The organism is Streptomyces sp. NPDC006393, from assembly GCF_040628575.1.
Lineage (GTDB): Bacteria > Actinomycetota > Actinomycetes > Streptomycetales > Streptomycetaceae > Streptomyces.
Genome location: NZ_JBEXZD010000046.1, coordinates 1 through 24889 on the forward strand (window position 1 = coordinate 1; position 24889 = coordinate 24889).

The window sequence follows — 24889 nt, forward strand, 5'->3', positions numbered from 1 at the left end:
TCTCCGTGATCGGCCTGTTCGGCCTGGCCGGGCTGGCCGGGGCACTCGCAGCGCAGCGGGCGGGACGCCTCCACGACCGGGGTTGGTCACGGCCCGCCACCGGCGCAGCTCTGGCGCTGGCGCTGATCGCATTCGGCATGGCCGCCACAGCCCGCCACTCCGTCGTGCTCGTGATCGCCGTCGTCGTCGTGCTCGACGTGGCCGTCCAGGCATTGAACCTGCTCAACCAGGCCCGGCTCCTCGCCGTCTCCCACGAGGCCCGCAGCCGCCTGAACACCGCCTTCGTCGCCTGCAACTTCATCGGCGGTGCCGTCGGATCCGCCGCGGCGAGCCTGCTGTGGGCACACGGCGGTTGGAACAGCGTCTGCGCCGCGGGCGCCACCCTGAGCGTGCTCGGCCTCCTGACCTGGGCTGCGGGCCGCCATGCACTGAAGACACCCCCCAGGGGATGACGGCCGAGGGTCCGGGAAGGGATTCGCCGACCCAGGCACTCACCCCCTGCACACAAGGAGCAATCATGCGATATCGCACACTCGGCAGCTCGGACCTTCAGGTCTCGGAGATCTCGCTCGGGTCCTGGCTCACCTACTCCGGCGGCATCGAGGCGGAGGCCACCCGCGCCTGCACCGAGGCGGCCTTCGACGCCGGCATCAACTTCTTCGACACCGCCAACGTCTATGGGCAGGGAGCCGCCGAGACGGCGTGGGGCGAGATCCTCTCGGCCCACGCCCGCGACTCCTACGTCCTGGCCACGAAGGTCTATTTCCCGATGTCGGACGACCCGGCCGACCAGGGCCTGTCCCCGGCGCAGATCGCCAAGCAGATCGACGCCTCCCTCACCCGTCTGAAGACCGACTACGTCGACCTCTACCAGGCCCACCGCTTCGACCCCTCCGTCCCGATCGAGGACACCGTCGAGGCCTTCCAGAAGGTCGTCCAGCAGGGCAAGGCCCGCTACCTCGGCTTCAGCGAGTGGACGCCTGAGCAGATCCGGGCCGCGATCGACATCGCCGGCCCCGATCTGTTCATCTCCTCCCAGCCGCAGTACTCCATGCTGTGGCAGGCACCCGAGGCCGAGGTCTTCGGCCTGTGCGCCGCCAACGGCATCTCCCAGATCGTCTGGTCCCCCCTCGCCCAGGGCGTCCTCACCGGCAAGTACAAGCCAGGGCAGCCCGTACCCGAGGGCAGCCGGTTCGCGTCCGCGGACATGGCGGTCTCGAAGGACCTCGTCTACAGCGACGCCACCCTGGAAGCGGTCCAGCGACTCGTCCCCATCGCCGAGGAAGCCGGGATGAGCATGCCTACCCTGGCGCTCGCCTGGATCCTGCGCCGCGCCGAGGTCGCCTCCGCGATCACCGGGGCCTCCCGCCCCGAGCAGGTCCACGCCAACGCCGCCGCCTCCGGTGTTCAGTTGTCCGACGACCTGCTGACCGCCATCGACCAGGCCCTCGGTGACGTCCCCGTCACCGAACCCACCCTCGCTCCCGGCGCCCAGGCCGGCATCAAGCACCGCTGACCCGGAACCGACGCCGTCAGGCCGGCGTCTCCCTCACGAGGACCTCGGCTCCGCCGGGGGACGGGGACTTGGCCCGCGACACCTTTGGCCGCGGTTCGGCGCAGCGAGCGAGTCGTGGGACGGTCACGGGGGAGGGGGCGGCCGTCGACGGTCCAGGCGTGACCGCCTCCGGCCGCCTCCAGGCGTCTATGTGAGCGCCCAGCCGCTGAACTCTACGGTGCCGCGGGCCCCGCTACCGCCGTTCGTCGCCGTCATGAACAGGCCCACGTCCTGCGCCGCAGCCGCGCCGGGCACCGACACCGTCGCCACGGTCTGCCACGTGGCCCCGCCGTCCGTGGAGCACGCACCGGTGTACGCGCCGCCGGCCCGGCTCAGCCGCAGCAGCACGGGTGCCTTGATCCCGGTGATCCGCTTGTAGGTGTCCAGCGTTCCGTCACCGTTGGTGTCGTACGACAACACCACCCCGTTCGACGGGGTCACCGACAGGTTCACGAAGCCCGGCGACCCCGGCACGTCGAGACGGTCGCGGACCACGATCCCGGCCCGCGCCCACGCGCCCGTCACCGCCTGCGCGTCCACCCGCAGCACCACCGACGCACTCTCCCGGAAGGCGCCCTCGCGGTACGCGGTGCCGAACTCCGTCGTGGCCTTCCACAGGTCGGCGCCACCGCCGTCGATCGCGAACCGGTCCGCCAGCTGTCCGAAGACGGCCTCGTTGTTGCTGTACGTCCGCCAGCCCTCGGCCAGCGGACCCGCCTCGAACAGCGTGCCCCGGTGCTGGGTCGTGACCCGCCTCTCGCCCTGCGGCCCGTACCGCACGTCGATCGTGTACGGCAGCGGGCGCAGCGGCTGGTCCAGCGGCGCGGCCGGTGCGCTCGCCTGCCAGGACACCGTGCCCTGGCCGGCCGCTGCCACGCGCGGCAGGGTCGTGCCGTGCTCGGGCGCCGCGTCGACGCCCTTGAGCATGAAGTCGACACGGCCGGTCGCTCGCAGCCCGTTGACGTTGTGGAAGGTGGCGGCCAGGCGCGCGTGACCGCCCGGCGGGAACGCGGACGGCTCGGCCGTCACCGTCACGGTGCCCTGGTAGGGAGCCCGGGCGAGCACGTCCCGCACCCGCGAGGCCGTCCGGTACGCGTCCCCGTACGGCCGCAGTGGGTAGTCCTTGCGCTGCCGCGTCCACGGCTCCTCGATCGCGAACCAGTCGACGGCCTGCGGCTCGCGCCCCGAGGAGAGCGCGTCCTGCAGCTCGTCCAGCCACTTCTGCCAGCGCGGCAGGTAGAAGTCACCCATCAGGCCCTGCCACTCGCGGTTGGCGTACTCGTGCAGATTGCCCGCGTCGGCGACGGACCGGTCACCCCACACCGTGATCAGGACCTTGGCGCACCGCTCGAACTCGGCGCGCTCGGCATCGCTCGTGCCCATGGTCCGGGCAGCGTGGATCCACGGGCCCAGCAGGAAGTTCGGGTCGGTGCCCGTCACCTCGTCCGACAGCCGCATCAGCGTCAGCCACAGCGTGGCGAGCTCGTTGAAAGCGGCCCGGTCCTTGCCGTCGTACGCGGCCCGCAGCTGGGGCAGCAGCTGGCGGCTGCGGTTCGCCAGAGCCTGCCGGGCCACGTCGACCAGATCGTAACGGTATGCGGTGCTGCGCCTCAGGTCCCCGGCCACCTCGAGCAGTCCGCTCAGCGCGGCGTCGAAGCGGCCCGGGTCGAAGGTGAGGGCGCGCGGCCCCCAGTAGTTGGCGCGGTCCGTGGTGAGGTCGGGACGAGCGGCGAACAGCGAGTCGTGCGGGTCGGAGTGCTCGACCGCCGTGTGCTGGTACGCCGTCTCGTACAGCGCACGCCAGGCGGCGCGGGCACCTTCGTCGCGCCGCCCGTAACGGAAATCGGCGTACCCGGCGAACCAGTCGGCGCGGTCCACCGTCCGCTCGGTCCAGGCCAGTTCGGACCACAGTTCGAAGGCGGCCGGATCGCGGTGCGTGGCCTCCGGCATGTAGGCGGTGCCCACGAGCGCGCTGCCCGGCTTGTCGCGCCAGGCGAAGAACTTCTCGTTCCAGATGTGCGCGCGGGCACCGATCGTGGTGCGCCCGCCGAAGTTGGGGATGGTGCCGATCGCGTACGGGGTGCCGCCCCAGTCCCTCTCACGGTCGGTCACCGACGCGTAGCGGTCGGAGACGCCGTCGACGATCAGCATCTTCTTCTTGTCGACGGCGTTGAGCAGCGCGGGCAGCGGGTTCGTCTGCCAGCCGAGGATGACCCAGGTCGCGCCCGGCCGGTTCTTCTGCAGGGCCGCCTCCACGCCGCGCGCGGCGCCGTCGATCGGCACGTCGCCGGCGGTGCCGCCCTCGTGCAGCAGATCCATCTTGAAGGCGTCGATCTCACCGAACAGGTCCCGCTGGTGCCCGTAGAACGACTCGGCGACCCGCGCGAAGGACGTGGTACGCGGATCGAGCCAGTCGGGCCGCTCGAACCCGCCCGACCAGGTGCCCTGCGGCACGACGTGCGCGTCGCCGCCGTTGCGTTCCACGAAACCTTTGGGGACGTGGCCGTAGTAGCCCGGCAGGACGGGTCTCATCCCCAGCGCCCGCAGCCGGTCGACGATCCTGCGGCCCAACCCGGCGCGCTCAGCGATCAGCTCGGGCGAGAGCGGGCCGCCGTAGCCGTACAGGTTCTGCAGCAGCCACCAGGGCTGGTGCGTGGGGGCCGGGAGCCAGGCGCGCGCCTCCGCGTCGCTGTACCCGAAGTCCTGCAGCACGCGGTGGTAGACGGCTTCCGCGCCCGGGGTGATCAGCACCTCGTTGCAGCCGTGCAGCGCGAGCACGTCGATCATGCGCTCCCAGTGGGCCCAGGTGGCGAACGGCGCCGTGTAGCCGTCGTTGGTGTCGTTGAGCGCGAACCGGTGGGGCAGCGTCGTCGACCGCTCCAGGGTGCGGCTCGGCGCGGGCAGCGTACGCGGCAGCTCCAGCTGGCTGCCGGTCCAGGAGATGTGCGCCCCGCACACGTACTTCAGATACCAGTGGACCCCGGTGAGCAGGACCGCCGGGGTCGTTCCGTACACCTCGACGCGGCCCCGGGTTCCGGATACGCGGAAACGGTCCGTGCCGTCGTTCGAGTCGATCAGGCTGAGCTGGAACTGGTCTGCGTGGTAGGGAAGTTGCCTGTCGAGCGCGGCCAGAGCCTGGGCCGTGTCGAAGCGTGTGCCGGAGTGTGCGGCGGGAACGTCCAGGGCGCCCAGCGCCGTGCCGAGCCCGAGGGCGCCTAACGTGCCGATGACCGTGCGTCGCGTCGGTGCGGACATGTGTGTAACCCCCATGCGTCGCGGATGGTGCGGCGCACGGTATCCGGGGGGCCTGCTTCCACTCAACGGTGCGCGGCTGTCGGCGAGGCGAACGGCAGCTGACCGCGGGCCCGTCAATGCCCCGCCGGACGCGATGGCGACGCTTGACGCCACGCGCTGGAGCAGCCGCTACGGCGCGGTCGCGTCGCCCGCCCATGGGCGCCGCTGGGGAGCTGGAGCACTCCGCCGGCACCCACCACGGTCGGCGCGGCACCGGGGTCCATCTGATCGTCCCGGCGGCGAGGGAGCACGACGCCGTGCTCCCGAACCCGCCCGTGTGTGGACCGTCGAGCTCCTGGTGCGGTTGCGCAGCGACCGTCGGTGATCCGGCGCGAGCGGCCTCGCCGCGGGAACACGTCCGGTCAGGGCTTTTCGGGCTTGCGGGCCAGCAGGCAGGCGTGCGGTCTGTTCGCCCGTCCGCCGGGCTCCTGCTCCAGCCTCGCGGTGACGACGAGTCCGGCCTGCTCCAGCAGGCCGATCATGCGGTCCAGGGGCAGGAGGTACGACTCGTAGGACACCGGACGGCCATAGCCCTGGGTCGGTCGCAGCCGTTCGTCGCCGACATAGTCCCCCCAGAGCAGGTAGCCGCCGGGGGCGAGCGTGCGGTGGAACTCGGCGAACACCACCGGCAGCCACTGCGGGGGCGTGTGGTGGGTGGAGTACCAGGCCAGGATGCCCCCGAGGTCGTCGTCCCTCATCTCCAGCGCGGTCATCGAGCCCTCGGTGAACCGCAGGTGCGGATAGGCGTGCCGGGCGAGGCCGAGCATCTTCGGTGACAGATCGACGCCGAAGGCGGGCACCCCCAGTCCGGCCAGGTGCGCCGTCACTCGGCCGGGGCCGCATCCCAGGTCCGCGACCGGCCCCGGACCGGCCGTCCGCACGAGTTCGGCGAACCCGGCCAGCATCGCGCGTGACAGCGGGTCCATCGCGGCGGGAGGCGGGACGCGCTCGACGTAATCGGCGGCGACCGTGTCGTACGACTCGCGGACGGCGGTCAGAAAGGAGGGCTCGGCCATGCGGGCGACCCTAGACCAGAGGACTGACAGGCCCTGCCATGACCCTGAGTTGACCTGCGCGAATCCATTGCCGCAGACGCTCGGCCATCACGGCGCTCCGGTGAGCGAGCGCTCCGGCGAGGATGCTCTCCCCCAAAGATGTGGACGGGGCGTTCATATTCTGGTTATATGGACTCAGCGTTCATATCGAGCGGAAGAGAGAGGCCCATGACCACCACCTCCAGCACCACTGTCCGTGTCGCCCTCGTCACCGGCGCTTCCGGCGGCATCGGCAAGGCCGTCGCCGAACGGCTCGCCAAGGACGGATTCGCCCTCGGCGTGCACTACGCCGGCAACAAGGCAAAGGCCGACGCCGTCGTCGAGGAGATCACCGCATCCGGCGGGCAGGCCATCGCCGTCGGCGGGGACGTCGCCGACGAGCACGCGATGGAAGCGGCTTTCGACGCTGTCGAGACCGCGTTCGGCGGCGTCGACGTCGTGGTCAACGCCGCCGGGATCATGGTGCTCGCCCCGATCGCCGCGCTCGACCTGGACGACCTGGACCGGATGCACCGCACGAACATCCGCGGCACCTTCGTCGTCTCCCAGCAGGCCGCCCGCCGCGTCCGTCCCGGTGGCGCGATCATCAACGTGTCCACCTCCGTCACCCGCACCCAACTGCCCACGTACGGCGCGTACGTGGCCAGCAAGGCCGCCGTGCAGGGCATCACGCTGATCCTCGCCCGGGAACTGCGCGGCAAGGACATCACCGTCAACACCGTCGCCCCCGGCCCGATCGCCACCCCGCTCTTCCTCGAGGGCAAGGACGAGGCCACCATCGCCAACTTCGCCAAGGCCACCCCGCTGGAGCGGCTGGGCGAGCCCGAGGACGTCGCCGAGTCGGTCGCCTTCCTGGCCGGTCCCGCCCGCTGGGTCAACGGCCAGGTCCTCTACACCAACGGCGGCCTCGCCTGACGGCCCGGAGCCGGAACCACGACCACCACCCCGCGACTCGAAGAAGCCACCTCTGAAGGGAACCTCCCATGTCATCCGTCGTTCTCATCACCGGTGCCGCCACCGGCATCGGCAACCTCACCGCACGTGAGCTCGCCGCCGCCGGCCACACCGTCTACGCCAGCATGCGCGACGTCCGTGGCCGCAACGCGGGTCACGCCGAGGAACTCCTGGAACTGGGCCGCCGCGAGGGCCAGGACGTCCGTGTCGTAGAACTCGACGTGCAGTCCGAGGCCTCGGCCGAAGCGGCCGTGGCGACCGTCCTCGCCGAGGCCGGCCGGCTCGACACGGTCGTCCACAACGCCGGGCACCTCTACGTCGGCTACGTCGAGGCGTTCACCCCCGAGGACATCCAGCGCCTGCTGGACGTCAACGCGGTCGGCATCCAGCGCGTCAACCGGGCTGTCCTGCCGCACATGCGCTCACGCCGCTCCGGCACTCTCCTCTACGTCGGCAGCACGACCTCGGTGGTGGTGCCGCCCTTCCTGGGCCCTTACGTGGCCTCGAAGTTCGCCGCTGATGCGCTCGCCCAGGTCACGGCGTACGAGGTCGGTCAGTTCGGCATCGAGACGACGATCGTGATGCCGGGGCCCTTCACCCAGGGAACGGAGCATTTTCCCAACGCCGGCCACGCCGGAGACAGAGACCGCACCCGCGCCTATGCCGCGCTGGATGCGATGGTGGCCCGCAATGAGGAGGCCACGGAGGCACTGTTCCCGCCCGGGGTGGACGCCCACCCGCGTGCCGTGGCCGAGGAGATCGCCCGTGTTCTCGCCCTTCCGCCCGGCACTCGCCCCTTCCGGACCGTCGTCGACTTCAGCCAGGCCGGTGTCGAAGAGGTCAACGAGGTCATGCGCCGGGCCCAGGAGCACTTCGTCACCCGTCTCGGCTTCGGTGAACTCCTCCACGTCAAGGGAGCACTGTCCTGACTGCTGACGAACGGCTTTCTACACTGATCCGGTCCGAGAACGACCGAGGGAGAGACATCGTGACGAAGCAGGCCAAGGGCGCCGACGAGCGCCCGGCCCGCGGGCGCGGCCGCCGCCCGGCCGACGAGGTCCGCGCGGACGTCTTCCGCGTGGTCGGGGAGATCCTCCTGCGGGAGGGAATCGCCGACCTGACCTTCGAACGGGTGGCCCGCCTGTCCGGTGTCAGCAAGACGACGCTCCACAAGTGGTGGCCCTCCAAGGGCTCCCTCGCCCTGGACGGCTACTTCCACGCCGTCGAGGAGACCCTCGCCTTCGAGGACACCGGTGACATCCGCGCCGACCTCATGAGCCAGCTTCGTGCCTTCGCTCGCATCATGACCCGCACACCGGCCGGCCGGGTGGTGACCGAGCTGATCGGCCAGTCCCAGACGGACGAGAACCTGGCCACTGCCTTCCGCTCGCTGTACTCCTCCGAACGGCGACGGCTGGCGGGCGAGCGACTGCGGCGTGCCCAGGAGCAGGGCCAGATCCGGGACGAGGTCGACGTCCAGGTCCTCGTCGACCAGCTGTGGGGCGCGGTCTACCACCGCATGCTGATCCCGGACGAGCCCGTGACCGACGACTTCGTCGTCGCCCTGGTCTCCAACCTCATCGACGGCATCACCCCCTCCGCTGGGGCCTTTTGAGCGGGTGCCAGCCGGCTGCTGCCGTTCGGCCCGGGGTGCACACCGTCCTCGCGCCGACCCGCCCCAGCGCCCGGCCGAAGAAGCTCGTCCGCTTCTCCGGCGCCCACCGCCGCCGCCACGGAATGATCGCCCTCACCAACGTGTTGCCCACGGGTATGAGCGAAGCAGTAGTGGCGAGCGCATACGGCGGTCCCGAGGCCCTGTCGGTGATCGACGTCGAGGTTCCGGAACCCGGGCCCGGCGAGGTGCGCATCGCGGTCCGAGCGGCCGGTGTCAATCCCTTCGACCACAAGATGTACAGCGGCGCCTTCGGAGCCGATCCGGCGAAGCTGCCGATGCGGCTGGGTGCCGAAGCGGCGGGAGTCGTCACCGCGGTGGGCGTCGACGCGACCGGTCCGGCAGGTCCCGTCCGGGTGGGCGACGAGGTGATCGCCTACCGGGCGCCCGGCGCGTACGCCGCGGAACTCGTCGTACCGGCCTCGTCCGTGGTGCCGAAGCCCGCCGAACTGTCCTGGGAACAGGCCGGCGGGCTCATGGTTGCCGGCGCGACCGCCGTACACGTCCTCGAAGCGATCGGACTCGGCACGGGCGATACGGTGTTGATCCATGGGGCCGCGGGAGGGGTCGGCCTGGTAGCCGTCCAGCTGGCCGTGGCACGCGGCGCCGACGTCGTCGCGACGGCAAGCCCGGCCAAGCACGAACTGCTGAGGGAACTGGGCGCGATCCCGGTCGCCTACGGGCCGGGACTGGCGGACCGCGTAAGGGCGGCGGCGCCGGAGGGGATCCACGCGGCGGCCGATCTGGTGGGCACGGACGAGGCAGTTGACGTCTCTGTGGACCTCGTGACCGAGCGCTCCCGCATCGCCACCATTGCGGGATTCGAGCGCGGCGCCAAGGCCGGCATCAAGCTCCTCGGCGGCGGGCCCGGCGCCGACCCCGGCACCGGGATCAGGCAGGCCGCCCGCCTGCAGCTCACGGAAGCCGTGGCAGCGGGACGTCTGCGCATCCTGATCGCATCCAGCCACCCGCTGCGTGCGGCCGCCGCGGCCCATCGCGAGAGCATGGCCGGTCACACCACCGGGAAGATCGTCCTGGTGCCGTAACCCATCTTCGATCAGCCCCTAACGGCCCGCAAGCCGACTACGACACAGCGGACTTCGCGGTTCAGCGGCGTGGAGGAATTCTTCCGCAGCAGGGCGACGGTGGTCGTCCACGGCCCTTGCGGAAGCAGCAGAAGGAGTTGACGGGGCCAGGTCCATCCGTCGGGAAAGAGCCTGGCCTGACGCGGTGGGGGAGGCTAGGTTCAGACGATGCGGATCTTGCATCTCTCTGACCTCCATCTCGACGAGGCGGGTGCCCCGGACGCCGACGGGGCCGACGGCACTGCGGCGCTCCGTCTTCTGCTGGGCGAACTCCGCTACCTGGACGACCTCGACGTCGTGGTCGTCACCGGTGACGTTGCGGACGACGGCTCCCGGAAGGCATATGCGCGGGTGCACGAGCTCCTGTCCGAGTACGCCGGTCGGCGAGGGGCCCAGGTCGTGTACACCACGGGAAACCACGACGACCGCAGCGCGTTCCGCGAGGTACTCGGCAGTGGCCATGGGCAGCCCGAGGCCGTGTACGAAGGAGTGGCGGGCGAGCGGGCGGCGGTGACCACCGTGGGTGGGTGGCGGTTGATCACGCTGGACACGCTCGTGCCGGGCAAGGGCTACGGCCGCCTGGATCGCGGTCAGCTCGACTGGCTGCGAGAACGGCTGGCCGAGCCTGCCCCGTCGGGCACCGTCCTGGCTTTCCACCATCCGCCCGTCGCTCTGGATGTCGAGGTCCAGCAGGTACTGGGTCTTGAGAACTCTGCCGACCTGGCCGCGGCGATCCGCGGGACGGACGTCCAGCTGATCTTGTGCGGGCATTTCCACCTGCAGATTCTGGCGCGGCTGGAGCATGCGACGGTGTGGGTGACCCCCGGGGTCGTCAGCCGCATCGATCTGACCGCTCAGCCGGGCACCGAGCGTGCGGTTCATGGGCCTTCGGCGTCACTTGTCCGTCTGGGGGTGCCGCATGGGCCGCTGATCCATACCCTTCACGCCCGCGATCCGCGCATGGGCCAGACGGTTTACGAGGCCACCGAGGCGGAGATGCGTGACGTCATCCGGCGGCTCGGTCCTGCGCAGCACTCCTGAATCTGTGGTCGTGGAAGTCGTCGCGGATGCGCCGGGGCCGCTGCAGGCCGGCGGGCGTACCACTTGGCCAGACAGCGGCGGGCGACTCGGCGGCCGCGTTCACGGAGAGCCCTGGGATCTCAGGGCCTCCGCGTGAGCGGTTGTGCGTGACGTCAGCGTGCGAACTTTTCGATGGCCGCCGGGGTGACCGGGGTGAAGAAGTTGACGAGGTTGCCGTCGGGGTCGCGGAACAGCAGCGACCGGTTGCCCCAGGGCATGGTGGTGGGCTTGTTGACGAAGTCGGTGACGAAGCCGGTCAGGTTCTGGTGGACGCGGTCCACGTCGTCGACGAGGAATTCGGTGATCACGCTGTGGTTGTCCGCCGGGCGGGCAGAGCCCGGGGCGAACAGCGGGACCGTGCGGGTGCCGGCGATCGCGAGGGTGGCGCCCGCGGTCCTGAGTTCGGCGAAGTCCTCGGTGGCCCATGTCGCCCGCGCCCCGGTGGCTCGCTCGTAGAAGTCGACGAGGCGCGCCACGTCGCTGGTGATGATGCGGATCGAGACGAAGTCCATGGGAATCTCCTTGGCTGTGCTGGAGGCGTGCACGTCGCAGGCTAGGAGAAATAGTGGACAGAATCGGTCCTGTATTCGCGTTAGGCTGCGGACATGCCTCGACCCACCGGCCGCGTGCTGACACTCCTGGAGCTGCTGCAGTCGGGCGGTACGCGAACGGTGGCCGAACTCGCCGAGCGGCTCGGCGTGGAAGGGCGCACCGTGCGCCGGTACGTGGACCAGCTGATCGAGCTCGACGTGCCCGTGGAATCGGTGCGCGGCCGCTACGGCGGCTACCGGCTCGCCCCCGGGTACCGCTTGCCTCCGCTCATGCTCAGCGACGACGAGGCGCTGGCCGTGCTGCTCGGTCTGGTCGCCGGCCGCCGGGCAGGGCTGACGACGACGGAGCGCACGGCGAACGAGACGGCGTCGGCGAAGATCCGGCGGGTGCTGCCCAAGCACATCGCCCGTCGGCTCGACACCCTCCTGGAATCTCTCGCCTTCACGGATGAGCCGGGCGAGTTCGACGCCCCGGACGCCGGGGTCCTCCTCACGATCGCTGACGCCGTGCGCCACCACCGACCGGTCTCGATCCGCTACACCGACCGTGACGGGCGGCGCAGCGAACGCACACTGCACGCGTACGGGATCGTCGCCCATGCGGGCCGGTGGTACGTCACGGGCAGGGACGTCCAGATCGGCGAGGACCGGACCTTCCGGCTCGATCGCATCGCGGACACGCGGACGCTGCCTGGCTCATTCGAAGCGCCGGTGGGTCCCGGACCGGCACAGCGCGTGTTGTCCGGGTTCGCCACGGCCGAGTACCGGCATGAAGTGACCTTGCGGATCCACGGGACGGTTGAGCAGATCCGCGCCCACCTTCCGGCCGGCGTCGCGAGCCTCGAGGAGCACGCGTCCGCGGCCGGTGAGGACCAGGCGACCGAGCGCTGGCTGCGCGTCGAGCTGCGGGCGGAGCGGCTCGACTGGTTGCCTCCGGTGCTCGCCGCACTCGACCGGCCGTTCGTCATCGAGCGCCCCGATGAGCTCCGCGACCTCGTCAGCGCGCTCGCCGATCGGCTCACGTCCTACGCCCGCCGAGCCTGACCGCGAGAAGCGAGCGACCGGACCACCAGCCGATCACGCCTCCGACAGCCGAAGATCATTCGTGGGACCGTCCGGCCTCGTGGTCGCGAAGGTCTCCACGTGGTCGATGGCCGTTTGCAACGCATCCTTCAGCGGAGAGATGTCCCGGGCGACCTGGGCGAGGAGCATGCCGCCCTGGAAGGCGGCAAGGAGCAGGTTGGCCAACTGCGTGGGATCCGCTTCGGTGCTCATGCGGCCGAGTCGCTGCATGCGCTGGATTCCGTCGCGGAAGATGCCTCTCCACTGGTCGAACGAGCTCGCGAGTTCATCATGAACGTCGAGGTCGGTCTTGATGATCTCGCTCGCGAGGGAGCCGAGGCTGCAGCCTTCCTGGTACGCGCGTTCGTAACCGACGTAGAACGCCGCCCACTTCCGGAACGTGTCGAGGGTGTCGAAGCCGGAGAACTGCTCACTGCGATGGAGCGCCAGCACGCGCTCCGCCTGCCATGCGATCACCGCCAGGACGAGACTCTCCTTGGTCGGGAAGTAGTGGTTGAGCTGTGATCCGCTGACGCCGGCGGCGCGACGGACCTGCTCGTTGTTCGTGGCGTGGACGCCGTTGGTGTAGATGAGCTCCGCGGCGTGCTCCAGGATTCGGGCCCGCGTGGCCTGTCCCTTGTCGGTGAGCTTGCGAGGCTCCCGAGCTCCCTTCGTGGGCTTCATGCTTCACACGATACCGACATTGGGCTTGACAGCCCAGTCTGGGGCAGTGTTCACTCTAAAAGTGGGCTGGCTAGCCCAGAAAATGCCGACAGGGGTTCGCGGACACCACAGGGACCTGGACCTGGACCTCTGAGGCAGTAAGAACCGACCTGGGCTCGACGCTGACCCCTCAGACATTCACCGGAGGTTGATTCGCCATGTCACGACTGAACGTTCCCTCTTTCGACGACGTCCCCGACGGGGCGAAGGGCGTCCTCGACAACGTCGGCGCACAGTTCGGCTTCGTCCCGAACATGTTCGCGACTCTCGCGTCGAACCCGACCGTCCTCGACGTCGTCATGACACTGCAGGGCACCTTGAGCCGGGTTCTGGACGCCAAGACGCGGCACACCATCGCGCTCGCCGTGTCGCAGGCCAACGGTTGCGACTACTGCCTGGCGATCCACACCTACGTATCGTCCGAACTCGGTGGCATGTCGAGCGACGACATCGACTTGGCCCGGGCCGGGAGCTCGATCGATCCCAAGCGCGCCGCGGTCGCTCGTTTCGCTCAGCAGGTGGTGGAGAGCCGGGGTCGGGTGAGCGACGCCGACCTCGCGGCTGTGCGAGGCGCCGGGTACACCGACCCGCAGATCCTGGCCATCGTCACGGTGGCGGTGCAGGTCCTGCTGACCAACTTCATCAACAACGTCAACCAGACCGACATCGACATCCCCGCCGTCACCGCGGCCGGTACGCCCGGCTGATCGCCGGGACGCCCGTCGCCGCCGCGTACACAGCCGGTAAACCCCTCACCGCTCCAGAACGATCACTCGGGAAAGGTTCGCTATGCCGGGCTCCGAACTCTATGAGACGTTCATGGCACTGCACACCCGCGACGGTGGCCTCGTCATGCCCAACGCATGGGACGGCCTCTCGGCGCTCATGCTGGCCGATGCCGGCTTCGAGGCGATCGCAACGTCGTCAGCGGCCCTCGCCGCCACGCTCGGCCGGTCCGACGGGCGTCACAACATCACCCGCGACGAGCACCTCGAGCATGCGCGGCTGCTCGCCCGGCTCACCGGGCTGCCCGTCAACGGAGACTTCGAGGACGGCTACGGCACCACGCCCGAAGACGTCGCGGCGACCGTGGAGGCCGCCGTGGCGTCCGGCCTGGCCGGTATCGGGATCGAAGACACCTCGGGCAACCCCGATCAACCGATCCGCGACTTCGACGAGGCGGTCGACCGCATACGCAGCGCCGTCGGCGCGGCCAAGGGACGCATCGTCGTCACCGGCCGCACCGACAACTTCATCCAGGGGCGGCCCGATCTCGACGACACCATCCGGCGTCTGACGGCCTTCGCCGAGGCCGGCGCGGATGTGGTCTACGCCCCTTACCCACCCGACCTCGACGCACTCGTCGCGATCGTCACCGCCGTCGCGCCCACACCGGTCAACGTCCTCATCTCGCCGGCGGACAAGGTGCTGACCGTCGCTGAACTGCGGAAGGCCGGGGTCAAGCGCATCAGCGTGGGTCCAGCGCTCTACACCCACGCCATGGAGGCACTCCAGCAGGCCACCAAGGCTCTCGTCGAGGGTGACCTCACCACCGCGACGACAGGAATCGGCTTCGAGCGCATCAACGACCTGCTCGCCCGCGGCACGAACTGATACGAACCCTGCGCACCACGGTTCCTCACCCGATCAACGCAAGAAGAAGGCAGATTCCCATGAACCTCGACAAGCTCATGAGCAAGCACCTCACCAGGTATTTCGACCCCGGCAAGACCATTCCGGAGGAAACCCTCCAGCAGCTGCTGAGGTTCCTGCGCTCCACACCGACATCGGTGAACGTACAGCCCAACCACTTCTACGTCCTCGCCACGCCCGAAGGCAAGGAGCGGCTCGCCGACAACCTGGGCGAACGATTCCGGGACAACGCCGAGAAGGTCCTGAACGCGTCGCACACCATCATCCTCACCACCAGGGCGGATCTGCCCGACACCCACCTCGATGCGGTGTTCGCAAAGGAGAGGGCCGACGGCCGGTTCCCCGACCCGTCCAAGCAGGAGCTCTGGGAATCCATGACCCGGGACTTCCTCAACCTGCGCACCTACGGCTACAAGGACCTGAACCACTGGATGGAGAAGCAGACCTACATGGCGGTGGGCCTGACCATGATGGCGGCCGCCGAGCTCGGCGTCGAGGCCACGCCGCTCGAGGGGTTCGATCCGACCAGTGTCGACAAGGCGTTCAAGATCCGCGAGACCGGACACAGCACGACGGTGCTGCTGACCCTCGGCTACCCCGACCCGAAGAGGGTGTACACCACCCCGATCTCGCGATTCGACACCGACCAGCTCTTCACCTTCATCTGAACACCCCTTTCATCTGAACACCCCTTCCATCTGAACACCCACCCGGAAAACAGATGTCAGGGCACTCGGACCGACAGAGGAGTTGATCACCTTGGACGGACAGGAGCTGCAGAAGGTCGCCGCCGACTGCACTGTGGGACTGCCCGGTACCGACCTGGAGCATCGTTTCGACCCCGACTGGGAGGTCTACAAGGTGCGCGGCAAGGTTTTCATGCTCATGACCGACATGCCGGGGCGTCCCGTCGTGATCCTGAAAGCTGATCCGGACGACGCCGCGGCCCTGCGTGAGCAGTACACAGACATCACCCCCGGCTACCACATGAACAAGAAGCACTGGATCACGGCGGAAGGCGGGGGCACCATCGACGAGAAGCTCGTGAAGGAGCTCGTGATCGAGTCCTACCGTCTCGTCGTCGGCGGGCTTCCCAAGTCCGAGCAGCCCGTGGATCCGCGCACCTACGGCCGCCGCGCCTGACCTTCGTCATGCCCGTCAGCGGCGAGAGGCTCCAAGACACAGCGCGCGACACGGCACTGGCGCTCGGCCACCGGCCGGCGCAAGTACCCGAACCGCCACGCACATACCAGGAAGGGACATCTCGATGAAAGCCATTGTGGTAACCGACCAGGCCGCGGGAACGGCCGGGATGACGCTGACGGAGCGGCCTGAGCCGTCCGCGGCGATCAACGACGTCATCGTTCAGATCCACGCATCGGGCTTCGTCCCGACAGAGATGGAGTGGCCGTCGACCTGGACCGATCGCGCCGGCCGTGACAAGACACCGTCGATCCCCGGCCACGAGCTGGCGGGAGTGGTCACCGCCCTCGGCTACGGCACGACGGGGCTGTCGGTCGGGCAGCGGGTGTTCGGCCTCGCCGACTGGCACCGCGACGGCACCCTCGCGGAGTACGTGGCGATCGAAGCACGCAACCTCGCACCGCTGCCCGGCGACGTCGACTTCACGGTAGGCGCGTCCCTGCCCATCTCAGGCCTGACCGCGTGGCAGGGGCTGTTCCAGCACGGCCGCCTTCAGGCCGGCCAGACCGTCCTCTCCCATGGCGCGGCCGGAGCGGTCGGGACGATGGTGAGCCAACTGGCACGCGAGGCCGGCGCCTACGTCATCGGCACCGGACGCGCCGCCGACCGTGAGAAGGCGCTCGACTTCGGCGCACATGAGTTCGTCGACCTCGAGAACGATGCCTTGGCAGACGTCGGCAGTGTCGACCTGGTCTTCGACGTCGTCGGCGGCGACATCCAGAGGAGCTCCGCGGCTCTGATCAAGGCGGGCGGGACCCTGGTGTCGGTCGTGGGCCCGGTCGAGGCCCGCCCCGCTGATGGCCTGGCGATCGATTTCGTCGTCGAGGCCGATCGCGCCCAGTTGGGTGAAATCGTGCAGCGAGTGCGGGACGGGCGGCTGCGTACGAACATCGGCGCCATCGAGTCCCTGGACAACGCGGTCGCAACCTTCAACTCGACCGAGCGACGCAAGGGGAAGACAGTCATTCGTGTACGCCCGTAGGGAGTGAGGGCCGGACGGGGGCCGACCGATTACGGTGCCGCATGCGTAACGACCTGGACCGCGCACGCCGGTGAGTCGCGGGGGGCAGTCGACGCGGCACGGCAGGCACGCCGTGCCGCCGGAGACGCGCGAGCCCGGGCCGGACGGCCGTCTGACCGGCTACTGCATCAGTTCGGTGTGGGGGTGCTCCGGCGAAGCCGGGCAGACGTAGAGCTGCTGTTTGTAGCCGCTGCCGATGTGGACCGCGGTCGGCTGTCTCGGGACCGGGTCGGTGACGGGCGGCGTGGCGCGGGTTTCGCGGGGGACACGACCACGGGCGTGCACCTCAATGCCCTTGGCTCGGAAGAAATCGATGACCGCCTGACCCTCCGGGCGAGTATGCGCGGAGGACACCCTGTCGCGGGCTTGACCTTCGTCGGGGATCCAACTGCGGTTGCCGGCGTCCCACTCGAAGCTGGCGATGGTCAGCAGCGGGTCCATCTTGGTGTCGCAGGCGGGGCAGAACCGGGGGTCGGGGTCGGTGGGGCCCCAGGGAGCCCAGCCGCCGACTTTCCAGCCGGGTGCGACGGACAGGTTGTTGCGGTAGAACTCCTCCGGACAGTTCGCACTGGAGCTGCCCGCACCCGCGTCGACCGCCTGCCGGGCGCTCCAATCCCCGAGCTGCTTTCGCACCCCTTCGCTCAACTCCATGGGGTCGGGGCACTCGGTGATCTGCTCCGGGTCGAGCAGGCACGGCTCGGGCAGATAGCTGTCGGACTTCACCGCGGGCGGTTCCGGGGGCGTGGTGAGGATGTCGGTCACCGTGGCTGCCGACCGCCAGAACAGCGCGGTCCGGGGCATGATCGGGTGATCGAAGGGGCACCACAGAACCTGCAGCAGGTCCGCCCCGGCCGGCGTGTGCAGATCGGGAACATCCCGCGCGTACAGCTGGGCGACCGGCACCATCGCTATGGATCCCTCATACCGCTGGGCGACCGACGGTTGTGGCGGAAGCTTCCGCCGGGGACGGATTCGGTCGAGGGCCTCTCGCTCCTGGGGGGTCAGGCTCCTGCCTCGCGCGGCGGCACGGATCCGTCGTTCCAGCCGCACATCCGCCGGGGACATCGCCGGTTTCAGTCCGTTCACTTCATGAGGGCCGTCGCAGTGGGGCCACGGCTCGTCGGCGGGCCACAGGAGCGGCCCGCCGACCGAACTGTCGCGCGGTGACGGAGCGCCGGGGCGAGGGTGCAACCGGGTCGCTGTGCGTGCCAGCGAAGCCAGTTGGGGGAAGGCCGCGGTGACGTCGACCGGACGCGGCGGGGTGGTACGGATGACGTTCATAGTGGCGATGCTGCCATCAGCCGCTGACAATGGGATCACCGATCCGCGTACGGCTGACATTGGACACGTATCGCGGGCGGAGGCCGCCCTAGGCGGGATAGTCGCCGGCGGCGAGGTCGTCGATCAGGCTCGGGTGGGTGGGCTCCCAGCCGAACCGTTCCCGGGTCAGTGCACTGGACGATGGCATGTCAAGGGCGAACACGCGACCGATGACGCCGAAGCGCTCAGCCGGCACCGACTCGACCGGCATCGCGAGAACGCCGCCGATGGCCTCGGCCAGCGACTTCATGGTGTCGCCCTCGTCGGCTACCGCGTGCAGGACCGTGCCCGGCTCAGCGTCCTCAAGTGCGATGCGGAACAGCGTGGCCGCATCGAGCCGGTTGACCGCCGGCCATCGCTGCGTGCCGTCGCCGACGTATGCTGACACGCCTGTTTCCCGCGCGGCGGCGATGAGCACTGAGCAGAAGCCGTATTGCAGTCCGCGCTGGTGTACGGAGCGCGGCAGCCGCACGACGGAGGACCGGACGCCCTGGGCGGCCAGGTCGAGCACCACATCGGAGGTGCGGCCGCGGCCACCGACCGGACCGTCGGTGGTGTTGGGGTCCTCCTCGGTGGAGGTATGGCCTGGCATCATCGGCGTGAGGCCGGCATGCACGAACGGCTTGTCGCTGCCTGCGAGTGCGGCCGCGAGGGTCTGCACGGCGCGTGCTTCCTCGTCGATGCCCTGCTGCAAGTTGCTCCAGTCGTTGCTGAAGGCCAGGTTGATGACACCGTCGGCCTGCGCGGCGCCGGTACGGAGGCTGTCGAGGTCGGTGAGGGTGCCGCGGAGCGGTGTCCCGCCGGCGGCGGCGACGGCGGTAGCCGCGGCATCGGAGCGGACGAGGCCGAGGACCTCGTGACCGGCGGCGATGAGTTCGGGAACGACAACTGAGCCGATGCTGCCGCTGGCGCCAGTGACGAACACGCGCATGGAAGGCTCCAGATGACTGCCGCGACGCTGCGTCGCAGGAACTGGGGGTCCGGGCCGTTCGAGCGCCGCCCGCCGCTGGAACATCCCCGACGAGGCGACAGCATCTTCTCAGCCCCGAACATCACGCTATCAGTGCGAACATGTCGCGCTGGGAACCGGACACGCGCGAGCGAGTCGTTGTGGCTGCGCTTCAATCGTCCTCCGAGCGGGCGGTCGCTGACCACCGCCACCGACGCGCACGTACGGCCCGCCGCCATCGCCGCGCTGTGGCCCGTCGACGGTGACCTGGCCCAGGTCATGCCACTCCTGCTCGTCCTCCCCGACGACCAGATCACCTTCCAGATCGGTGACGCGGCAGCACGAATGATCGCTGGCCGTTCGCCCGGAGCCGTACCACGCAGCGTGATCACGAGGCTGATCAGACGGCTCACCGGAGCGATGCCAACGGCAACAAGGAACACGAGCGGATCGATGCTGGAGAGGAAGCCCACAGCAACCCCTTCAGCCTCGTCCAGCTGAAGGGTGAGAACCTCCCTCTGAGCAGGAGCCTCTCGATCTCCAACCGAACCAGGACATGACTGATCGGTTGAAGGTCTCTCCCGCCAGCGATGAGAGCTGACCAGCGGCGCCGGGGAAAGCTACTCAGACCCGTGATGACGACACCGCTGCGAAGGGATACTCCCCCACGAGGTCGCGGGAGGCGCCTACAGACCGGTTTGCCAGGGCTGAACGGAGAGCCAGGCAGGGTGGAAGCGATGGCCGGGCTACTGCGCTGAAGGAGCGCGCTGTGCGGTGAGCACGGGCTGGTAGTACCTGCTGGAGGCAGGACTGTGCCAGGTGATGTCGGTGAAGCCGGCTTCGGTCACGAACTCAGTCAGCTGCGCGGGTGTCAGCGCCCAGCAGGTGCTCCGGCGGACTCGGACATGCCAGGTGTTCTCCGCGGGGATGAGCTGGAAGTGCTCCAGGTCGTAGCGCTCGCCGTCTTCATGCCAGTGCCACAGCTGGAAGGTGATCACTTGGCCGTCGCGTGTCTCCGAGACCTGGGGAGGTGTCGCCGTGGGTCTGGTCCGGCGCGTCTCGGCGTAGGCCCGGACAGTGATCATCAACAGTCCGTCGTCTCGGAGCACCCGTCTCATGCCGAGGAGTGCCGCCCGGAGATCTCGCCCGGAGAGTAGGTGCGCGAGCGAATTGTCCGCGCACAGGACGACGTCGAATGACGTCTGTCTGAAAGGCAGTTGGCGCATGTCAGCCGCAGCGGCTGGAAGCCGGCCGCCCCGGGCCGCCGCCTCGGCGGCGGCGCGCGCGGCGGCGACCGGGCTCAGGTCACTGCCGACGACCTGGTGTCCGGCCAGGGCCAGTCCGATGGCTTGGGTGCCGATCCCGCACGAGCAGTCCAGGACGGTGTGTGGTCCCGAGCCGAGAGACTGGCGGACGAGCCCGCCCAGTACCTCGGCCTGGTAGGCCATGCTTGCGTCCCAGTCCCGGAACATCAGGTGGTAGTCGCGGGCCAGATCGTCGTAGAAATCCCGCACGGAGGGCTCGGACATGTATCCCACCGTAGTGCGTGGCGGTCGGGGAGTGCGGGCAGTTTCAGGCAGCGGCTGCCTGACTTCGGCCGTCCCGGCGGATGCCCTTGTCGCTGCGGATACGGGCGCGTTCGCGGCGTGGGGCGGCCGGCCGGCACGTCGGGGTGCCGGACGTTCGCGTTGCGCCGGTTGACGCCCCGGAGCGTGTCGTCGCCGGCCGAGTAGCAACCGTGAAAGTAGCGCACCCCGTGAGCGCGGTGACAGGTCGCGGGATGTTGCTCGGGCCGCCCCTGTACGGCCCAGCACGACCCGGCGGTGGGTTTGATGCCGAGCGGGCCGAACTCGTCGCACGCCAATGAGGCGGTCCGGTTCTTCCGGTCCGCCTGCTGACTCAGGCAAGCTGTGTGGTGTCAGCTGACGTGGATCGTGACACCCATTGTCAGACGCTGCTGGCAGCATCACCGTTATGAACGCCATATTCACCACCCCGCCGCGGCCAGTCGATGTGACGGCCCTCTTCCCTGAGCTGGCTCCGCTGGCGCGCACGGCGACCCGGCTGCACCCGCGCCCCGGGTCGCCGACCGTGCACGACAGCTCCGTCGGCGGGCCGCTCCTGTGGCCCGCCGACGAGCCGTGGCCGTACTGCGACGAGCCGCACGACCGGCACGCGTCGCTAAAGATCCTCTCCCCGAACGACATCCGGCTCCTCCGCCGCGACCGCACCGCGGCGGCCGAGCGGCTGCGCCATGATCCTCAGGCGCCCGAGTGGACCGCCGAGGAGCTGGCGACATGGGAGCGGATCAAGGTGGGCCGCCCGTGGTTCGACGGTCCGATCCCCTTCCTTCCGGTCGCCCAGCTGTACGCTCGCGATGTTTCCTTCCCGCGCCCGCCCGACGCGGACCTCCTCCAGGTCCTGTGGTGCCCCTTCGACCACGAGATGGCCCACCCCCGGACAGCCCTCTTCTGGCGCTCCTCGGCCACCGTCACCGACGGCCTCGACGTACCGCCCGAGCCGCCCATCGTCCAGCGGGACTGCTACCTCCCGGAGCCGTGCCTGTTCTCACCGGAGCAGGTCACCGAGTACCCCAACCCCTCGGAATGAGCAAGGAACTTCGGGACCAGCTGGACGACATGAGCCGCTGGGAGACGATCGACCCCGCGCGGTACAACACGTACGCGGACGACCCGGGCGAGCTCTACCTGAACAACCTCTCCACCGCCCCCGGCTGGAAGACCGGCGGCTGGACCCGCTGGAGCCCCACCGACCCCAAGCCCCGCCCCTGCCCCGAGTGCGGCACCGAGCAGGTCCCGCTCCTCACCATCGCCTCCTGGGAATGGGACGGCGGCGGCGGGACCTGGATCCCCGTGGAGGAACCGATGCCCCAGCCCCCGCGTCCCGTGGGGGAACCGGACAGCAACTTCACCAAGATCGACATCACAGGCGGCAACAACCTGCAACTCCACGTCTGCCCGATATCCCCGGACCATCCGCACATCGAACTGCTCCAGTGACCCCTCGCGGAGGCCTCCGCGCCACCGTGTGCGCCACATGATGCTTCGCCCGGCAGACCGTGTTGACGCATGTCTTCCCGCGGTCTGCCCGGTGATCCGAACGAAGCCGCTCAGTAGCTGTCGTAGCTGGGCTTACCGTTCGGCCGGTAGACGCCGACGACGGTGCCGCCCTTCGTCGTGGAGACGCTGACCGGCTCCAGCGCGGTGGGGATCGCTCCGTCGGCGAACAGCCGCTTGCCGGTGCCGATGATCACCGGATGGATGGTCAGCCGGTACTCGTCGACGAGGCCGTGCTGCATGAGGGTCTGGGCGAGGTCGCCGCTGCCCACGACGTTGATGTTGCCGCCGTCGGAGGCTTTCAGCTTGCGTACGGCGTCGACGACGTCGCCCTCCAGCAGCGTGGAGTTCTGCCACTCGACGGATGTCAGGGTCCGCGACGCCACGTACTTGTGCATGCTGTTCATCCGCTCGGTGAACGGGTTGCCGGGATCGGCGGTCGGCCAATACGACGCGAAGATGTCGTACGTCTTGCGGCCGAGCAGCATCGCGTCGGAGCTCTCGTACCAGCCGGCGATGGCCGCGCCGACCTCGTCGTCGTCCACCGGTTTCTGCCAGCCGCCGTGCTCGAAGCCGCTCTCGGCGTCCTCGTCCGGCCCGCCCGGCGCCTGCATGACGCCGTCCAGCGTCAGGAACGTGCAAACGATGATCTTGCGCATGGTGCGCTCCCTTCGTCGACGGGTAGACCGCGCAACCGCCGGAAACTCATCGGCGGAACTTCCGCGGCGCCTGATCCTGATCCGAACGACGGGCCGTACCGGCCGAAGCGGCGTTTGGTCGGCCACCTGATCCGCACGCGTCCGTCGCATGCGAGGCGCGTCCGTCGCATGATCGACGCTGGTCTTCTACCCAAACAGATCTGGGACCGCCTCTACGACGAACACGGTGCCGCTGGGCACGGTGACGTTCTTGACGGCCGGGGCAGTGCTTTGAGCGTGATGCACCGTCAGGCCTAGCGGCAGCCTCTCGCCTCCACCGAACGTGAGCGGCTTCAGCCGGGCCCCGGGACCAATCGGGCTTCAGACGCGCCCAGAGCGAAGGCGCCGTCACATCGACCGCTCAAACTTGGGTGAGGAGTGGCCGAAGGCAGGGGTTGACCTTGCCTCAGGGGCAGACCTGATCCTTCTGAGCATGCATGGTGATGACGATGCCCTCCTGGCGGAGCAGATGGCCTACTACCGCGCGGCGTCGGCCGAGTACGACCGGCCCTATGCGGAGCTGGAGGAGCTGCAGCGGTTGCTGACCGTGGTCGACGAACTTCCAGTCAGCGGGGATGTGCTGGAGCTGGCCTGCGGGACAGGCCAGTGGACCCGGAAGCTTGCCGCCCGGGCCCGATCGGTGACAGGTGTCGACGCGGCAGCCGAGGTGCTGGCCATCGCCCGTACGCGCACTCCCTTCCCCCATGTCCAGTTCCGTCAGGCTGATCTGTTCGAATGGCAGCCGTCGCGGCGCTACGACACGGTGTTCTTCGCCTTCTGGCTCTCCCATGTTCCGCCGAGGCGGTGGTCCGACTTCTGGAATGCCGTCGCTGCCCTGCTCGCGCCAGGCGGCAAAGCGATCTTCATCGACGATGGCCCAGCCGCTGCTGCGAGCGAGAAGGGCGTCGTGGACGAGCCCGTTCCCACGGTCCTGCGCCAACTCGACGACGGCACCCGGTACCGGATCGTGAAGGTGTTCCGCGACGCTCAGAGACTCGCCGACGACCTCACAGCACTGAAATGGGTGGCTCGCGTCCGGGCCATGGACGGGAGCATCATCGGCATCGCAGAACCGCCGGCCGGCCCCGCCCAACCGCTCGCTCCACGGCATCAGTAATCGATGGCACACGCTCAAGTTTCGCTGCCACAGGACAGCGAGGTTGACCTGCCGCAGTGAAGGTTGGGCATTCTCACCGAAGATGGAGCGCCGTCGAGCCGAGTTCTGCAGCGGCGGAGGACCCGCCGGAGTGCACTCGGGCCAGGACTTGGTCGGCCAACTCCCGCGGAGTCAGTCCGGCGTCCAGGAAGGTCGTGTCGCTGGGCAGCGTGCCGGCCGCGGCCATGCACGAATCGATTTGGTCCTTGCACCAGCGCCGAACCCGTTCGTCCTGATCCGGCCTGTCCGGGGTGAAGCTCCGGCCGTCGATCCGCGTCTCCAGAACCTCTCGGGACGCCTTGAGGAAGAAATGGTGGACGTCGATATCCGCGCCCTTCAGCGCGCCGAAGATCTCACTGACGTAGGCGGGGTTGATCAAGGTCATGGGGACCAGGACCGGGCGGCCGTACTCCTCCACCAGACCCACCGCCAGATCACCAACCTGGCGCCGCCACAACCTAAGGTCCTGAAAGTTACCGGTCGGCACCTCCACGATCTTCCGCAGCACGAATCCGACCATCTCCGGGTCGTAGACCAGGGCCTCGGGCCAGCGCGGCCGCAGTTCATCCACCAGCGTGGTCTTCCCACTGCCGAAGGCACCGTTCACCCAGACGATCAACGCGATTCCCCCGCTCCGCTGCCGGGCCCGCAGGTCAGGCCCGCATGCCGGGATCAGCATGCCGCGCGCTCTGGGCGGAGCCAAGTCCCCTTACCCGATCACGCCTGACGGCAACGACTTGCGCCGGCACTCCTCGGAAGCTGTTGGTTTTTCGATCTTGAG

Annotated in this window: 22 protein-coding genes and 3 pseudogenes; 15 read left to right on the plus strand and 10 right to left on the minus strand. The window is 69.2% G+C overall.

The annotated features are described in order from the left end of the window. Together ABZ484_RS20185 and ABZ484_RS20190 are read left to right on the plus strand one after the other, a co-directional pair. A pseudogene (locus tag ABZ484_RS20185) lies at window positions 1-452 on the plus strand (MFS transporter); the annotation flags it as partial. A gap of 65 nt (window positions 453-517) precedes the next feature. Then, complete coding sequence (locus ABZ484_RS20190) at window positions 518-1516, plus strand: aldo/keto reductase family protein (RefSeq protein WP_358867261.1); 999 nt, start codon at window positions 518-520, stop codon at window positions 1514-1516. A 186-nt stretch (window positions 1517-1702) separates the two neighbouring features. Here ABZ484_RS20190 and ABZ484_RS20195 read toward each other — a convergent pair whose 3' ends face one another. Then, complete coding sequence (locus ABZ484_RS20195; RefSeq protein ID WP_358867262.1) at window positions 1703-4810, minus strand: alpha-N-acetylglucosaminidase; 3108 nt, start codon at window positions 4808-4810, stop codon at window positions 1703-1705. Window positions 4811-5211: 401 nt separating this feature from the next. Beyond that, window positions 5212-5865: a class I SAM-dependent methyltransferase gene (locus ABZ484_RS20200; protein ID WP_358867263.1), complete on the minus strand. Its 654-nt coding sequence runs from the start codon at window positions 5863-5865 to the stop codon at window positions 5212-5214. A 207-nt stretch (window positions 5866-6072) separates the two neighbouring features. Between ABZ484_RS20200 and ABZ484_RS20205 the strand changes: the two genes are divergently transcribed. From ABZ484_RS20205 to ABZ484_RS20225, 5 genes are all read left to right on the plus strand, one after another. Further along, a complete protein-coding gene (locus tag ABZ484_RS20205; protein WP_358867264.1) occupies window positions 6073-6819 on the plus strand; it encodes an SDR family oxidoreductase in 747 nt (248 codons plus the stop codon). 68 nt (window positions 6820-6887) lie between these two features. Further along, on the plus strand, window positions 6888-7787 hold the full coding sequence (locus ABZ484_RS20210) for an SDR family NAD(P)-dependent oxidoreductase (protein ID WP_358867265.1): 900 nt from the start codon (window positions 6888-6890) through the stop codon (window positions 7785-7787). A gap of 59 nt (window positions 7788-7846) precedes the next feature. After that, window positions 7847-8473 carry a TetR-like C-terminal domain-containing protein gene (locus ABZ484_RS20215; protein ID WP_358867266.1) on the plus strand — a complete coding sequence of 209 codons (627 nt, stop codon included), beginning with the start codon at window positions 7847-7849 and terminating at the stop codon, window positions 8471-8473. 170 nt (window positions 8474-8643) lie between these two features. Continuing rightward, window positions 8644-9576 (plus strand): NADP-dependent oxidoreductase, encoded by a 933-nt coding sequence (locus tag ABZ484_RS20220; RefSeq protein ID WP_358867304.1) that lies wholly within the window; start codon window positions 8644-8646, stop codon window positions 9574-9576. Between the two features lie 207 nt (window positions 9577-9783). Beyond that, complete coding sequence (locus tag ABZ484_RS20225; RefSeq protein WP_358867267.1) at window positions 9784-10656, plus strand: metallophosphoesterase; 873 nt, start codon at window positions 9784-9786, stop codon at window positions 10654-10656. Window positions 10657-10808: 152 nt separating this feature from the next. Here ABZ484_RS20225 and ABZ484_RS20230 read toward each other — a convergent pair whose 3' ends face one another. Continuing rightward, entirely contained in the window at window positions 10809-11207 is a 399-nt protein-coding gene (locus ABZ484_RS20230) for a VOC family protein (protein ID WP_358867268.1), read from the minus strand. Window positions 11208-11300: 93 nt separating this feature from the next. Here ABZ484_RS20230 and ABZ484_RS20235 point away from each other — a divergent pair, with 93 nt between their 5' ends. Continuing rightward, a complete protein-coding gene (locus tag ABZ484_RS20235; RefSeq protein ID WP_358867269.1) occupies window positions 11301-12290 on the plus strand; it encodes a YafY family protein in 990 nt (329 codons plus the stop codon). A gap of 33 nt (window positions 12291-12323) precedes the next feature. On the opposite strand, the gene ABZ484_RS20240 is transcribed toward ABZ484_RS20235, so the two are convergent. Then, complete coding sequence (locus ABZ484_RS20240) at window positions 12324-12992, minus strand: TetR/AcrR family transcriptional regulator (protein WP_358867270.1); 669 nt, start codon at window positions 12990-12992, stop codon at window positions 12324-12326. Window positions 12993-13189: 197 nt separating this feature from the next. On the opposite strand from ABZ484_RS20240, the gene ABZ484_RS20245 reads away from it, so the two are divergent. The 5 genes from ABZ484_RS20245 (at window position 13190) to ABZ484_RS20265 (ending at window position 16869) form a co-directional block, all read left to right on the plus strand. Then, window positions 13190-13738, plus strand: a complete 549-nt coding sequence (locus tag ABZ484_RS20245) for a carboxymuconolactone decarboxylase family protein (protein ID WP_358867271.1) — start codon at window positions 13190-13192, stop codon at window positions 13736-13738. 112 nt (window positions 13739-13850) lie between these two features. Continuing rightward, on the plus strand, window positions 13851-14645 hold the full coding sequence (locus ABZ484_RS20250; RefSeq protein ID WP_358867272.1) for an isocitrate lyase/phosphoenolpyruvate mutase family protein: 795 nt from the start codon (window positions 13851-13853) through the stop codon (window positions 14643-14645). A 59-nt stretch (window positions 14646-14704) separates the two neighbouring features. Next, window positions 14705-15352 (plus strand): nitroreductase family protein, encoded by a 648-nt coding sequence (locus ABZ484_RS20255; protein WP_358867273.1) that lies wholly within the window; start codon window positions 14705-14707, stop codon window positions 15350-15352. A 91-nt stretch (window positions 15353-15443) separates the two neighbouring features. After that, complete coding sequence (locus ABZ484_RS20260; RefSeq protein ID WP_358867274.1) at window positions 15444-15827, plus strand: MmcQ/YjbR family DNA-binding protein; 384 nt, start codon at window positions 15444-15446, stop codon at window positions 15825-15827. 124 nt (window positions 15828-15951) lie between these two features. After that, window positions 15952-16869, plus strand: coding sequence for an NADP-dependent oxidoreductase (locus ABZ484_RS20265; protein ID WP_358867275.1), 918 nt, complete (start codon window positions 15952-15954; stop codon window positions 16867-16869). A 159-nt stretch (window positions 16870-17028) separates the two neighbouring features. On the opposite strand, the gene ABZ484_RS20270 is transcribed toward ABZ484_RS20265, so the two are convergent. The 4 genes and pseudogenes from ABZ484_RS20270 to ABZ484_RS20285 form a co-directional block, all read right to left on the minus strand. Next, the gene (locus ABZ484_RS20270) at window positions 17029-17814 is read right to left on the minus strand and encodes a hypothetical protein (protein ID WP_358867276.1); all 786 of its coding nucleotides are present in this window, start codon (window positions 17812-17814) and stop codon (window positions 17029-17031) included. 463 nt (window positions 17815-18277) lie between these two features. Then, window positions 18278-19159, minus strand: coding sequence for an SDR family oxidoreductase (locus ABZ484_RS20275; protein WP_358867277.1), 882 nt, complete (start codon window positions 19157-19159; stop codon window positions 18278-18280). Between the two features lie 764 nt (window positions 19160-19923). Beyond that, the gene (locus ABZ484_RS20280; protein ID WP_358867278.1) at window positions 19924-20706 is read right to left on the minus strand and encodes a class I SAM-dependent methyltransferase; all 783 of its coding nucleotides are present in this window, start codon (window positions 20704-20706) and stop codon (window positions 19924-19926) included. Window positions 20707-20749: 43 nt separating this feature from the next. Continuing rightward, window positions 20750-21038, minus strand: a pseudogene (locus ABZ484_RS20285) (hypothetical protein); the annotation flags it as partial. Between the two features lie 113 nt (window positions 21039-21151). Between ABZ484_RS20285 and ABZ484_RS20290 the strand changes: the two are divergent. Then, window positions 21152-22197 (plus strand): annotated as a pseudogene (locus ABZ484_RS20290) (hypothetical protein). A 110-nt stretch (window positions 22198-22307) separates the two neighbouring features. On the opposite strand, the gene ABZ484_RS20295 reads toward ABZ484_RS20290, so the two are convergent. Further along, entirely contained in the window at window positions 22308-22913 is a 606-nt protein-coding gene (locus ABZ484_RS20295; RefSeq protein ID WP_358867279.1) for a dihydrofolate reductase family protein, read from the minus strand. A 472-nt stretch (window positions 22914-23385) separates the two neighbouring features. Between ABZ484_RS20295 and ABZ484_RS20300 the strand changes: the two genes are divergently transcribed. Further along, complete coding sequence (locus tag ABZ484_RS20300; RefSeq protein ID WP_358867280.1) at window positions 23386-24069, plus strand: class I SAM-dependent methyltransferase; 684 nt, start codon at window positions 23386-23388, stop codon at window positions 24067-24069. A 73-nt stretch (window positions 24070-24142) separates the two neighbouring features. Here the strand turns inward: ABZ484_RS20300 and ABZ484_RS20305 are convergent, their stop codons facing one another. Then, a complete protein-coding gene (locus tag ABZ484_RS20305) occupies window positions 24143-24727 on the minus strand; it encodes an AAA family ATPase (RefSeq protein WP_358867281.1) in 585 nt (194 codons plus the stop codon). Window positions 24728-24889 lie beyond the last annotated feature (162 nt).

Excerpts from the sequence above, each read along its gene's own strand:
- ABZ484_RS20190 (WP_358867261.1), top strand. The coding sequence starts at position 518 with ATGCGATATCGCACACTCGGCAGCTCGGACCTTCAGGTCTCGGAGATC.
- ABZ484_RS20195 (WP_358867262.1), bottom strand. The coding sequence starts at position 4,810 with ATGTCCGCACCGACGCGACGCACGGTCATCGGCACGTTAGGCGCCCTC.
- ABZ484_RS20200 (WP_358867263.1), bottom strand. The coding sequence starts at position 5,865 with ATGGCCGAGCCCTCCTTTCTGACCGCCGTCCGCGAGTCGTACGACACG.
- ABZ484_RS20205 (WP_358867264.1), top strand. The coding sequence starts at position 6,073 with ATGACCACCACCTCCAGCACCACTGTCCGTGTCGCCCTCGTCACCGGC.
- ABZ484_RS20210 (WP_358867265.1), top strand. The coding sequence starts at position 6,888 with ATGTCATCCGTCGTTCTCATCACCGGTGCCGCCACCGGCATCGGCAAC.
- ABZ484_RS20225 (WP_358867267.1), top strand. The coding sequence starts at position 9,784 with ATGCGGATCTTGCATCTCTCTGACCTCCATCTCGACGAGGCGGGTGCC.
- ABZ484_RS20230 (WP_358867268.1), bottom strand. The coding sequence starts at position 11,207 with ATGGACTTCGTCTCGATCCGCATCATCACCAGCGACGTGGCGCGCCTC.
- ABZ484_RS20235 (WP_358867269.1), top strand. The coding sequence starts at position 11,301 with ATGCCTCGACCCACCGGCCGCGTGCTGACACTCCTGGAGCTGCTGCAG.
- ABZ484_RS20240 (WP_358867270.1), bottom strand. The coding sequence starts at position 12,992 with ATGAAGCCCACGAAGGGAGCTCGGGAGCCTCGCAAGCTCACCGACAAG.
- ABZ484_RS20245 (WP_358867271.1), top strand. The coding sequence starts at position 13,190 with ATGTCACGACTGAACGTTCCCTCTTTCGACGACGTCCCCGACGGGGCG.
- ABZ484_RS20250 (WP_358867272.1), top strand. The coding sequence starts at position 13,851 with ATGGCACTGCACACCCGCGACGGTGGCCTCGTCATGCCCAACGCATGG.
- ABZ484_RS20255 (WP_358867273.1), top strand. The coding sequence starts at position 14,705 with ATGAACCTCGACAAGCTCATGAGCAAGCACCTCACCAGGTATTTCGAC.
- ABZ484_RS20265 (WP_358867275.1), top strand. The coding sequence starts at position 15,952 with ATGAAAGCCATTGTGGTAACCGACCAGGCCGCGGGAACGGCCGGGATG.
- ABZ484_RS20270 (WP_358867276.1), bottom strand. The coding sequence starts at position 17,814 with ATGGTGCCGGTCGCCCAGCTGTACGCGCGGGATGTTCCCGATCTGCAC.
- ABZ484_RS20275 (WP_358867277.1), bottom strand. The coding sequence starts at position 19,159 with ATGCGCGTGTTCGTCACTGGCGCCAGCGGCAGCATCGGCTCAGTTGTC.
- ABZ484_RS20280 (WP_358867278.1), bottom strand. The coding sequence starts at position 20,706 with ATGTCCGAGCCCTCCGTGCGGGATTTCTACGACGATCTGGCCCGCGAC.
- ABZ484_RS20295 (WP_358867279.1), bottom strand. The coding sequence starts at position 22,913 with ATGCGCAAGATCATCGTTTGCACGTTCCTGACGCTGGACGGCGTCATG.
- ABZ484_RS20300 (WP_358867280.1), top strand. The coding sequence starts at position 23,386 with ATGCATGGTGATGACGATGCCCTCCTGGCGGAGCAGATGGCCTACTAC.